This window comes from Pseudodesulfovibrio indicus (assembly GCF_001563225.1).
GTDB classification, from domain to species: Bacteria; Desulfobacterota; Desulfovibrionia; order Desulfovibrionales; family Desulfovibrionaceae; genus Pseudodesulfovibrio; species Pseudodesulfovibrio indicus.
The window spans coordinates 529266-540533 of record NZ_CP014206.1 but is presented as its reverse complement, the minus strand read 5'-3'; the positions used below and the strand labels follow the sequence as shown (position 1 = coordinate 540533).

Genomic DNA, 11268 nt, shown 5'->3' with positions numbered 1-11268 from the left:
GCCGACGACGGATTTCTCAAGGGATTGCTTCGGCGGCGGACTCCAGCCACGGCTCGTAGTGGGGGCCTGCCAATTCTCGGTAGAGGTTTTCCAACCCCATGTTCTCGATCATTGCCTTGAGGTAGATTTCTTTCCATGTCAGCCCGTACCAGGGCTCGTCCAGGAGCCAGGCCAGCAGCGCCTGTCCGAAATCCAGGAGCAAGGACCGGGGATACTTCGGGAACAACCGGAAAATCAGCCAGCACGCCAGGGAGCCGCCGCAGTGGAAGAGGACCACGGGGGGGTGTTTGCGCCCGGACTTTTCGTCCAGAAACGCCCGTATTCTTCGCAGGATGTCGAACCGGGCCGCGAAGCTGTCCGTGTGCGCTATGCGGATGAGCGTGAAATCGGCGAGTCTCATCCGGCTGCCCAGGGAGGAGAACCAGACCGGGCCGACCACGGCCACCGGGTTGTCCCTGATCCAGGTCGGGAATTCCTTTATTCCCCCGCTGACCACCCAGCGCTTCATGACTGTCCCGTCGATCAGCTCCTCGGAGGGAGCTATGCATTCGGCGAAGGCGTCCAGCTGCTGCCTGCAGATGTCGTTGTTCTCGGCATCCTGGTCGGGGAAGACGAACAGCCGCCCGTCCAGAGTCGGGTAGCCTTTGAAGGCCACGCCCCGCCAGACATTGCCGCGTAGGGGGGAGCGGACGTATCCGGCGAGGTCGTGCATGAAGTTATGGATGAAGAGATTCCTGAACGGGGTGTTCTCCAGCAGCTGCCAGGCGAGCCGGGCCGCACCGTTGCACAGTTCCCGCTCGGAGACGGTGTTGGTCCCGAGCCGTTCCCTCAACTCGTGCATGGCTTTGTTCAGGATGCGCATGCAGGTCCAGAACCCGTGAGGGTGCTTGTAGAAGACGAACCCCTCCCCGGACAGGATCCTGTCTCGGAATGCCTCGGCGGGCGGAGCCTTCAGCTCGTATCTGTTCCCGTTGTGCGCAAAGGAGACGGTCTCGGCCAGGGCGAAGCGGCGAGACTGTTTGGTGGTGCAGGCGTCGTGCTCCGACAGGTTGGAGTCGCTTTTCGACGCATGGTACGGGTGGAGGTCCAGGCCCGGAAACAGGCTCGACAGCGGCGGCGGCAAGGTCGTACCCGGGCGGGCGGCGAAATGGCGGACCGGGTCGAGATCCGAAAAGTCCGTTTCCGGGTGGGCGAGGATGTAGGACAGCGGGTCGAAGTCGGGGTGGGGCATCGGCCCCATGGACCGGACCTCGCCCTGGGAAGATCCCCGGCCGCGGAGTTCCCGCCCGAGATCGTCGCCCGATCGGGGGCGGTGGATATCGCCGTCGAACGGTTTGTTCTTTTGCATGTCGTGCTTCAATGTTTTCTGTATTTACAACGGATAACCCGACACACGCCTGCAAGTCGAGGGATTAACACTCCCGGATTCATATTCAAGTCAGGGTCGACAGGATGGACGAAACCCTGTTCAGCCCCATGTGGAACCGCCCGGCGTGCAGGGTCCCCTCCCTGGCGATGGCGGCGCGGGTCTCTTCCTGGTTGCGAAGCAGGTCCACCGCCGCGGCCAGCGCCTCCAGGACCGACTGCTCGCTGAAGGCGTCGAAGAGGTAGGCGTGGCGCAGGTGCTCGATACGGTTCTCGAAGGGCAGGACCGGCCGGTCGAGAAAGGCCATTCCCTGTCCGGCCAGGGCCTCCCAGGTCCTCGAATCGCCGTCCCAGTCGTTGGGCAGCACGGTGAAGACGATCTTGGACGCGTTCAGGGCCCGGTAGTACGCGGCCCAGGGGGAATCGTCCGCCGCCTTGGTGATGGACCGGCGCCCGATCCCGCCGTCGGTGGTGGTCACGCCCATGTTCACGCGCAGGTCACCGAAATCGTAGTCGGCGATGATGTCTCTGACCGCCTTGCGCTTTCCCTTCACGTTCTCAGGGAACATGTAGGAGATGTCGAAGGCGAACTCCCCGGACCGGAAGCCGGGGTTGAAATACGACTTCAGCGCGCCGTAGGCGATGGGGTGGACCGTATGCTTGCCGATGCGGATGAACCGGGCGTTGGGCGGGACCTCGCGGGGCCACGACCGCTTGAAGTAGCGATGGGACCGGGCGAGCTTGTCCATCTCGATTCGCGGGCTGTCCTTGAAGTCCAGGTACACGAGCTTGCGGTACAGGTCCCGCTCCCGGATGAACGCCTTGATATCCTCGTCGAAGAAGTGCTCGTCCTCGAACTGGAAGATGTAGTCGCAGGTTTCCAGCGCGGCATGGATGTCCGGGGCGGCCTCGGTCACTGTTTTGCCCATGACGGATTCCGCCCGGTTGAAGGAGAGGTCGAGCTCTCGATGCGCCAGAAGGCCCTCGGTGATAAGGATGCGCTCCCTCGCGTTGGCCTGTTCGCTGGTCAGGAGGACGATGTGCATCACAACCCGCCGTAATAGTCGAAGACCTTCACCTGGTCGGGGGCCACCGGCATGTGTCTGAGCTGCTCGTACACGTCGGTCTTCTTCCACTTGTCCAGGTTGTGCGGCTGGATCGCCTTCAGCTCGCCTCGGATGCCGGGCGAGGCCGTCAGGTCCACGTCCATGAAGGCCGAGAGGTCCCCCATGACGCGTCCTGTATCCAGCAGGAACTCCTCGTAGCGGATCACGAACCGGTTCTCGGCCGGGATCAGCTCGTGGTTCTCGATCCAGACGCGGTTCCAGTCGAACCACTGGTCCCAGCAGTCCTTGAGGGTGAAGCGCATGCCGCCCGCCACCCGGTCCCTGGGGTTGAGGTGCCGGACCAGGGATTCGGCCACGGCATAGGGGTTGCGGATGACGAAGACGAACCGCGCCTCGGGGAACAGGTCCACGAGTTCGGGGATCTGGAACACGTATTCCGGGTACTTGTCCCCCCAGTAGGCCACCTCGGACGCGCCGAGGGTCATGGTGTCGTAGGACAGCGCCTGGAGAAATTCCCGCTTTTGGCCCTTGTCCGCCCATGCCTCGAGACGCCCGTCGTTGAAGTAGCCGAGGAGCGTCCGCTCGAAGCTGGCCAGGATCTTCTCCCCCTGCGCGTCGATGGGCATGCCGCGCGGGGCCTTGAGCATGTGGAGGACCTCCATGAACCTGGGCTGGCGGAAGGACCCCCGGTCACGGATGTAGTTCCAGAAGAACAGGACCATGTACCGGAACACCGTGGCCTCGCTCCAGAAGAAGCCCTTCTCGTGGAGGCCGAGGACCTTGGCCAGGTACGTGGTGCCGGAACGCTGGCATCCCAGCATGATGACGGGGCGCTGTGTGATGTCGCTCATGTATCAATCCTCCCGTGAATCCAGATAGGCCAGCGTGTCCAGCCCGTGGTGGTGCAGCTGGTAGCCATGGGCCCGCAGCAGCCGCTCGCACAGCTGCTTCTGCTCCCCCAGCTTGCCGCGTTCGAAATCGATCATCTTGATGATGTTGAAGTCATACCCTTCGACATCGATGGAGAACATGTCCACCCTGGCCATCCCGTCGTTTGCCCCGATGACCACGAAGCTGAAATCGGGGATGGCCCGGGCGAAGCGGTCCACTATCTCGTTGAATGTCTGCATCATCGTTCTCCTGTATCGTCGGCTGCCCGGCTTTCCCGCACTCCCTGCAGGGACGTGCGCGGCTTCTTCGCGCCGCGGCCTAGGCGTATTCGAAAAGTGCGAAGTCCTCTTTGTAGAATTCCCGTATCCTGTCCGCGGTGGAGGGTTCCGGCACAACGTCGTCGACGGTGACGTTGTCGATCTTCTTCCGCACCAGCGAGCTCTGCACCCGGGCGATGAGCGGGAATCCGATACGCTCCGCGATGTCCTCGGCCCAGACGTCGTCGTACCGGTCCTCCTGCCGGTATATGATGGCCGACTCTAGGTAATATGCGGACTGCGGACGGATGTGGTTGTCGAACAGGTAGTTGTTCTCCCCGTATTTTTTCAGGGTGTCGTCCACCCAGTCGTCGAAGCCCATTTTCACCCGTCCACGATTACGCATCAGGTATTCGCTCTTCATCCGGTTCATGGGATTGCGCACCGTCGTGAATATGAAGGAAAATTTCGAGAAATCGAAAATCCGGGCCAGGTCCGCGCAGTGGAGGTGCTGGGGGGAACAATGGGTGACCTTGTTGATGGTCCCCGGCTCGCCGGTATCGAGATACTTGATGTCGAATCCGTTTCTCTTGAAGAAGCTGACGATGGTCGATCCCCCCGTCTTCGGCACGTGGAGATAGAGCACGTACATGTTGTCCTTTATGAAAACCGGCATGGTACAGCCTCCGACCTGTTGTTGCGTTTTCACCGCCACGCCGCCGCGCGGGCGGTCATGCGAAATCCCGGCAGGTGAGCGCTTCCTTGAGCGCCCTCGGATCAATCGTCCATGGTGCGACGTGGGCCTCGGCCGGGGTCACGGAACCCAGTTTCAAGCCCTTGGCCACGTCATCGTTCAACCGTCCCTTGAGAAGCCGGAAATGGAGCGCCTTGGTCTCGGCCACGGCGTGGTGTATCTCGTTTTCGCGCAGGGGCGACATGAGACAAATCAACGTCGATCCGGGCTTGCTCCAAATGGCGTTGTGCAGGGCGCTGCCGTCCTCGCCCGCAATGATGCCAGCGTGATAGAACAGGGCGACCTGGTCCGGGAAGGGGAGCTTTTCCGGCTGCACGCAGGCGAACCCGAGCTGGCTGAAGATTCCTTCCACCTGGGCCGCGTTGATCATCCTCCGCTTCGCCTTGTTCGGCTCGGCCTGGTGAAAGGCGGTCCGGCTGATGAATACCCTGTCCGCCCTGACCGCGGGCGTTTTCGTCGCCATGGATAGGAGCTGGTCGTAGACTTCACCCCGGCTACGGTCCAGGTAGGTGTTGTTGCGCGCACAGGTTGCCGCATACAGGGTGCCAACCCGCAGGCAGTCCTCCAGTTCGTGCCGAGGTCCCATTGGGGGCATTTCCCTCAAGAGCCGTTTTTCGGGGATGCCGATGCGCTCAAGCAGGCGGACGGCATACTCCGGTATGTTCCTGCGGACCAGAAAAGGGACGTCCGGGGGCAGGTTGTCGCGCCCGACCACGGCCTGCGGCAGGAGATCCAGCAGCCAATGCCCGTAGATGCTGTCGCCGGCCTGGGCCAGCATGAACGCCTTGGGTAGGCGGCGGAAATCCTGTTTGTGGGGGATCACTTCCGCAGCGCCGGCCAACAGCTTGTTTTCGTTGTTCACGTCATGGATCAACGACGTGCCGACCACGGCCCGCCCCTGCGCCGTCAGAATGGCGCTTCTGCCGGTGACAATGGCGTCTTCGATCCCGAGCAGCGTCGGCGGGGTGGTCATTCTCTGGTTCCTCGCGGGAAGGGGCTCCCAGCGGGGGCTTTGAAGCGTCATGTCGAGGACCTTGCCGGACGCCCATCGTCCGGTCGGTACGCTTTTTCCCAGCACTTGAATGTCGACGTCGTCGGGCCTGGGCAGACCCTGTATGACGATGGTGTCTATATCCACTACCGGCAATCCGTGTTTCCGTTGCATCGATGCATTCCTTCGAGGGGCCGATCCCGCTCGCCGGGATGGCCCTTGATTCCTTGTATGACGTTCTTGCGCCTGCGGTCCGTCAGCGCCGGGCCACCAGGGTGAAGATCCCGGAAAACCCGCCGCCGGCCACCGCGTGGGCCAGCGAGGTCTCGTAGACCATCTCCGCGGAGGAGAACCCGCTCGCCCTGGCGCGCCTCAAGATGTTCCAGCCGGGAATCTCGAAGACCAGGCTGCCCTTGGGGTCCACGGGATTGCCGTGGTACTGGGGTTCGTCCAGGTACTCGATCCCGTCCTCGGTCAGCCGCGCCTTGATGAGGGACTCCGGATTGCCCATGGCGAAGGGGAAGGTGGTGATCAGCGCGCCGCCGGGGCGCAGCACCCTGGCCACCTCGCTCAGGCAGAGGTCCACGTCGGGGACGTGTTCCAGCACGTCGTTGACCACCACAGCGTCGAATGCGCCGTCGGGAAAGCTGAGCTTCTGCAGGTTCTCGTGGCGGATGGGATAGAGGGCGGCCTGGTCCTCGGGCGACGGGGCGTACTCCGAGCCGATGAACTTCACGTAACGGCCCCGCAGCAGCAGGGCGAAATCGGTGACGGCCTCCGGGGCGTATATCCGCATCTCCCTGTCGGGCCGTTCCCCCTGGAAGCGGCTCAGTTCGAGCCAGACCGCGCGTTGGCGGCTGTTCAGCCCGCCGTGGCAAATGCCCTCGCGGTAGTTGGAGCCGAACTGGATTTCGTCCGGGGCGACATGGCGGAGATGGAAGGGGCAGTGGAACCCCTGACGCCGGATGACGTCGACGAGGGCGCCGAGATACTGCGGCGTATTGATGAACTTGTTTTGGGTGAAATAGGATTTCCAGAGTTCAAAGCTGGAAATTCTGGCATATATTTCCGCTGGGTATTCAGTCCCGGGGAGCGTCGCGGCGCTGTGCAGGATCTGGTTTTCCTTGAGTTGGGTCGGCATGTTTCCTCCGAATACGCCGTGTCGGCAATTGTCCTGACCGACCGACATCACATCACGTACCGACCGTAGTCGGTGTCATAGCCGAAGAAATCGAAATCAATGGCATAGTGTAGACGTATCATCTTGAGACATTTTGCAGGCAGCATGTTTTTTTCGCAGGTGGTTATCCTGTTTAGTTTCGGGATAGTCCCTCCTTTTTTCCTGTCCACCCCGAGCAGACCGCAGACTCTGTCGATTTCAACATTCATGTTTTCAACCTTGCAGACATGATCGACGCCGATGAGGGGCCCATTGCCTCTCTCTCTCAACCAGCTGACCTGGGGCAGAAAAAGCTGATCCGGTCCCATGTCGGTCTTCCACTCCCCCGATTCCACGAATTCCGCGTATGACTTGTACTTCCTGAACGTGTCGTATCCGTCCCACTGGGACCATTTTCGCAAGAATTTGTAGGCTGAAAACAGCCTGTCATACGGATTCCTCACGAAAACGAACGTCTTGTAACCCGCGAAACGCTCCACACCCATGACCGTCTGGATTTCGTGCACTGTGGAATGCTTCCTGAGCTTGAACCGCTTGTAGTATTCGAGCTGAAGCGCTTCGCCCAGATACGTGGCCCCGACCTCCAGGTCGCAATACCGGCTGTAATTGGAGAAGAACATGGCGACGGACGTCCCGGCGGCCTTTGGGATATGTATAAAGATGACTTTCTTAGTGTTGTTGATGATGCACACGACCAACCTCCATTTCGGTATGTGGCTGTTTGCTAGAACGTCCGGACCTGGACGTTGCCCTGTCCCGCGCTCCTGCGGGCCAGTCCGTCCAGTGCGCCGAAGACCTCGGCGAGCCAGTCGGGGACGGCTTCGGGCCGGGCGCGGTGCAGGTGGTATTCGCGGCTGCTGATGGGGCCGAGACGGCCCACGCGCATGCCCGTCAGGCGCAGCACCGGGGCCAGGTCGCGCAGCTCCTCCGGGGTGGGCTGGGCCAATTCGGCCGCCGGGGGCAGGGCCTGGGCGATGAGTTCGCCCATCTTGACGTCCAGGGCGTGGAATCCCTGGAGCTCGTTGATGTCGATGTACATCTGGCTGACGGCGGAGAGCTGCTCCAGCGCGCCGTGCACGTCGCCCAGCGCGACCTTGACCTCGGCCAGGGCGGTGCGTAGCCGCACTCTGGTGGACATGTCGTTTTCGAGGGTCAGGGCGCGTTCCAGGCTCTGTTGCGCCTCCTCCCTTCCTCCGGCCGCGAATTGCAGGGTACCCAACTCCTCCATGAAGAAGACGTCGAACAGGTCCCTGGACGCCAGGTCGTTGAGCAGCTTGAGCGCGATGCCCTTCCTGCCGAAGGCGAGCAGGCAGCGCGCCTGGGTGATGGTGAATTCCTGTCTGCCGGTCTCGCTCTCCGGGGTCCGGGCGATGGTGGCCTGGGCCTCCCTGGCCTTGCCCTGCGCGAGATAGGCCCTAGCCAGCCCGATGTAGCCTTCGCCCGCGTCGGGGTAAAGCTCGATGACCTTGCGGAATTCCGACTGGGCCTCGGCCTGCCGGCCGCTTTCGAGACGCACGTACCCTCCGGCCACGAGGTCGAAGAAGCGCATGTCCCGGACCTGGCGGAACTCGGCGATGGTCTCGGTCGGAAACATGGTGCTCAGCAGAATCCTGCTGACGCTTTCCCGCGAGTGGCGCTCCCGGATGTGCTCATATCCGTTGCGGGACAGCCGCTCCCACAGCTCCCGGTCGTTGTAGAGCCGGGCGATGGCCTTGGCGAAGGACGCCGGGTCGTCGGCCAGGAGCACGTTCTTCTCGTGGGTCAGGCCGATGCCCTCCGCGCCCACGGTGGTGGACACGTTGGGGGTGCCGTAGCCCATGGCCCGGCAGAGCTTGCCCTTGATGCCCGCGCCGTAGTTGATGGGCACCAGGCCCACGCGCATCTTGCTCAGATACGGTTCGAGCTTGGGGACCCAACCGGTGATGACGGTGTGCTCGTCCGCCAGCTTCTTGAGGGAGTCCGGCGGCCCGTCGCCCACCAGGTACAGGGGCACATCGCCCAGCTCCTTGCGGATGTGGGGCAGAATCTCGCTCATCAGGTACATGGCCGCGTCCAGGTTCGGGGCGTGGCGGAAACCGGCCAGGAAGACCAGCCCCTCGCGTTCGTCGAAGCCGGGAACGTCTCTGGACAGCGGGAAGGTGTCCGGGACGTAGGCCGCCTGGCGGATGCCCAGGCCGCGTTGCAGAAAATCGCTCTCCTCGGCGGTGGCGGTGAACACGCAGTCGGTCTGGCGGTAGGTGGCGAGTTCCTGGGCCTTGCCCTCGGCGTAGTCCACCCAGCGGGACGGGGACCCGCCGGAGCGGCGGCACTCGCGCCCCTTGCGCAGGAAATGCAGGTCCACGGAGTCCATGAAGATGCGCATGCGCAGCCCCAGGGCCTTGATGTGGTTCAGGACGAACCCGCCCTCGCGGTGGCTGAACAGGAGCGCGGCCTCGAAGTCGTGCCCGGTCAGCACCCTCTGGATGGGCGGCAGGGGCTGGGACACGTCCATCTTGGAGGGCTGGAAGGCGTTGAGGCCGTGCACGACCACGCCCATGCGCCGGAGCCGCTCCACGTAGGGGACCAGCGAGACGTCCGGCGGACGCTCGGTGACGTTGCGGGCCAGGTAGGTAACCTGGTGGCCGGACTCAACGAGATATTGCAGGAAATGGTAGAAGCGCAGCGCACCGCCCTGGCGGTCGTACTGGGGCGGTTCGTCTGCCGCGGCCAGGACCTGGGGTTTGCCCCGGAACCTGCGGTCGATGAGCGCGCGGACGTTTGCGCCTGTCTTGGGCCCGGGCGCGGGCTGCTTCCTGAGTTCGGCAGCCCACTTCTCGATGAATTTCTCGCGGTTGATCTCCTGGAACCGCTTGAACCCCTTGGTCACGTCCGTTCCTGCGGTCTTGCCCTCGTGGTGCACGACCACGCTGCGCGGCTCGTAGAAGACCTTGAGCCCCTTCTCGCGGACGGTAAAGCAGAGGTCGGTGTCCTCGTAGTAGGCGGGCTGGTAACGGGCGTCGAAGCCGCCCAACTCGCGAAAGAGGTCCGTGCGGACCATGAGGGCTGCGCCCGAGCAGTAGTCCACTTCGCGGAAGGAGCAGTATTCCGGGTGGTTGGGGTTGTCGAACTTGCCGAAATTGTTACCGGTGGCGTCGGAGTAGATGATCCCTCCTGCCTCTTGAAGCGTGCCGTCGGGGTAGACCAGCTTGCAGCCTGCCGCGCCCGCTCCTGGTTCGGCCATGGTCTCCACCAGGGGCGGGAGCCAGCCGGGCTGAACTTCGGTGTCGTTGTTCAAAAAGATGACGTACTCGCCTTCCACGCTGCCAAGGGCGCAATTGTTGCCGCCCACGAATCCGAGGTTCTCCTCGTTGCGGATGACCTTGACGTTGGGATGGCTTGCGGCGAACTCGGCGAGCATGTCCGGTGTGGAGTCGCTGGAGGCGTTGTCCACGACGATGAGCTCGAAGCGGCTCGTGTCCGTGTTGGCATAGAGCGCCCTAAGGCACTGTTTTGTATACGCTACCTTGTTGTAGCAAAGGACGATTATGCTGACCGGGGTCGCCATGGGGCACCTCACTTTTGCAGGGGGGCGACGGGTTGCTCCACAACCTGAAGCCCGCTGACATTGACTGACAGAATTCTGGGATCGGGACCGATTCCGGCGGCGCAGGGCGACGAGGCGAAGCTGCTGCGGAGCGTCAGGGTCAGGGTCCTTTGCCCGGTTTGAGGCAATCCAAGCAAGATTTGTTCCGGCTTGTCGCCGGTCACGGTCACCGAGGTCTCGCCGTGGCCGTCCAGGGAGATGTTCAGGGAGAGCTGCCCCGTCGGGGACGAGCCGAGCAGGGTGGACCGTGCGTTGAAGGAAAGGACGAGGGTTCCGGTGGCCTTGGAGCCGTCCACGAGGATGGTCCCCTGTCGTCCCATCCAGGCCCCCTGGTTCTTGACGACTTCGAACCCCGCGCCCAGGGCGGCCAGGGGCTCGCGAGCGGAAAGGGTCGTGCAGCCCGGACCGGACCGATCCAGGAATCGGGAATAGAGGTCCGCGCCGCGCTCGGACAGGCCGTGCGCCCTGGCGGCGAGCAGGCTGTAGCCGCTGTCCGCCGAGGCCGGTCGGATCATGGCCAACGCCTCCCGGACCTGATCGGGGGAGGCTTCCAGTCCGAAGCCGTGGAGCAGCCGCGTGAGCTCGCCCTGGGGATCGCGGCGCAGGACGTCGAAGTGGACGGCCATGTCCATGGCCGGGTCGAAGTCGCGCTCGATGTGTTCATAATACCGCTGCCACAGGGCCAGCCCGGCGGTGATGGAGCTGCCGGAGCGCCGTTGCAGCGACAAGGCCACGTCCAGGGGATTGCGCAGGCAGACCAGGAACCGCGCGCCGGGGAACAGCGAGCGCCAGAACCCCATGAACAGGCTCGCCCTGGGGTCCTTGAACCCCCAGGTATCGTGCCCCCGGTACCGCGAGGCGGTCATGCGGGCGTCCTCGGCTAAGGCCACGGACCGGTCCCAGGCCGGGGCGGGCTCGGCGTCCGGCGGGGCGTCCCACCCGAACCCGGCGCGGACCAGCGCGTTCTCGTGCATGTTCACGATTTCGTGGTTCTCGTAGAACCCGGTGGGGTTGTCGTCCTGGTGCAGCATGAGCAGGCTCTCCGGGCTGACGTCGAGTCCGCAGGCGGAGAGCAGGCCAGCCACCAGCGAGGTGCCGGAACGGTGCATTCCGCAGATGATCAGGGGGGGGGTATTCATATCGCCGCTCCTTTCTTGTTCCTTGGCGTTCAGTCGGGGCC

At 63.3% G+C, this 11268-nt stretch carries 10 protein-coding genes; all 10 read right to left on the bottom strand.

What is annotated here, in order from left to right:
• Positions 1-16: 16 nt before the first annotated feature.
• Positions 17-1348 carry a hypothetical protein gene (locus AWY79_RS02545; protein ID WP_066799827.1) on the bottom strand — a complete coding sequence of 444 codons (1332 nt, stop codon included), beginning with the start codon at positions 1346-1348 and terminating at the stop codon, positions 17-19.
• A gap of 85 nt (positions 1349-1433) precedes the next feature.
• Complete coding sequence (locus AWY79_RS02540; protein ID WP_066799824.1) at positions 1434-2411, bottom strand: hypothetical protein; 978 nt, start codon at positions 2409-2411, stop codon at positions 1434-1436.
• The gene (locus AWY79_RS02535) at positions 2411-3283 is read right to left on the bottom strand and encodes a sulfotransferase family protein (protein ID WP_066799819.1); all 873 of its coding nucleotides are present in this window, start codon (positions 3281-3283) and stop codon (positions 2411-2413) included. Before AWY79_RS02535 ends, AWY79_RS02540 begins: the two co-directional genes overlap by 1 nt.
• 3 nt (positions 3284-3286) lie before the next feature.
• Positions 3287-3562 (bottom strand): hypothetical protein, encoded by a 276-nt coding sequence (locus tag AWY79_RS02530; RefSeq protein WP_158509837.1) that lies wholly within the window; start codon positions 3560-3562, stop codon positions 3287-3289.
• Between the two features lie 79 nt (positions 3563-3641).
• On the bottom strand, positions 3642-4256 hold the full coding sequence (locus tag AWY79_RS02525) for a sulfotransferase family 2 domain-containing protein (RefSeq protein ID WP_066799813.1): 615 nt from the start codon (positions 4254-4256) through the stop codon (positions 3642-3644).
• Positions 4257-4311: 55 nt separating this feature from the next.
• Positions 4312-5307 (bottom strand): glycosyltransferase family 61 protein, encoded by a 996-nt coding sequence (locus AWY79_RS02520; protein ID WP_158509836.1) that lies wholly within the window; start codon positions 5305-5307, stop codon positions 4312-4314.
• A 274-nt stretch (positions 5308-5581) separates the two neighbouring features.
• Complete coding sequence (locus AWY79_RS02515) at positions 5582-6466, bottom strand: class I SAM-dependent methyltransferase (RefSeq protein ID WP_066799805.1); 885 nt, start codon at positions 6464-6466, stop codon at positions 5582-5584.
• Positions 6467-6513: 47 nt separating this feature from the next.
• The gene (locus AWY79_RS18925) at positions 6514-7197 is read right to left on the bottom strand and encodes a sulfotransferase family 2 domain-containing protein (RefSeq protein WP_066799802.1); all 684 of its coding nucleotides are present in this window, start codon (positions 7195-7197) and stop codon (positions 6514-6516) included.
• A 32-nt stretch (positions 7198-7229) separates the two neighbouring features.
• The gene (locus AWY79_RS02505; protein WP_066799799.1) at positions 7230-10049 is read right to left on the bottom strand and encodes a glycosyltransferase; all 2820 of its coding nucleotides are present in this window, start codon (positions 10047-10049) and stop codon (positions 7230-7232) included.
• An 8-nt stretch (positions 10050-10057) separates the two neighbouring features.
• Positions 10058-11227: a sulfotransferase family protein gene (locus tag AWY79_RS02500; protein WP_066799796.1), complete on the bottom strand. Its 1170-nt coding sequence runs from the start codon at positions 11225-11227 to the stop codon at positions 10058-10060.
• Positions 11228-11268 lie beyond the last annotated feature (41 nt).

Coding starts and splice junctions, on each gene's coding strand:
- AWY79_RS02545 (WP_066799827.1), bottom strand. CDS start 1,348: ATGCAAAAGAACAAACCGTTCGACGGCGATATCCACCGCCCCCGATCG.
- AWY79_RS02540 (WP_066799824.1), bottom strand. CDS start 2,411: ATGCACATCGTCCTCCTGACCAGCGAACAGGCCAACGCGAGGGAGCGC.
- AWY79_RS02535 (WP_066799819.1), bottom strand. CDS start 3,283: ATGAGCGACATCACACAGCGCCCCGTCATCATGCTGGGATGCCAGCGT.
- AWY79_RS02530 (WP_158509837.1), bottom strand. CDS start 3,562: ATGCAGACATTCAACGAGATAGTGGACCGCTTCGCCCGGGCCATCCCC.
- AWY79_RS02525 (WP_066799813.1), bottom strand. CDS start 4,256: ATGCCGGTTTTCATAAAGGACAACATGTACGTGCTCTATCTCCACGTG.
- AWY79_RS02520 (WP_158509836.1), bottom strand. CDS start 5,307: ATGACCACCCCGCCGACGCTGCTCGGGATCGAAGACGCCATTGTCACC.
- AWY79_RS02515 (WP_066799805.1), bottom strand. CDS start 6,466: ATGCCGACCCAACTCAAGGAAAACCAGATCCTGCACAGCGCCGCGACG.
- AWY79_RS02505 (WP_066799799.1), bottom strand. CDS start 10,049: ATGGCGACCCCGGTCAGCATAATCGTCCTTTGCTACAACAAGGTAGCG.
- AWY79_RS02500 (WP_066799796.1), bottom strand. CDS start 11,227: ATGAATACCCCCCCCCTGATCATCTGCGGAATGCACCGTTCCGGCACC.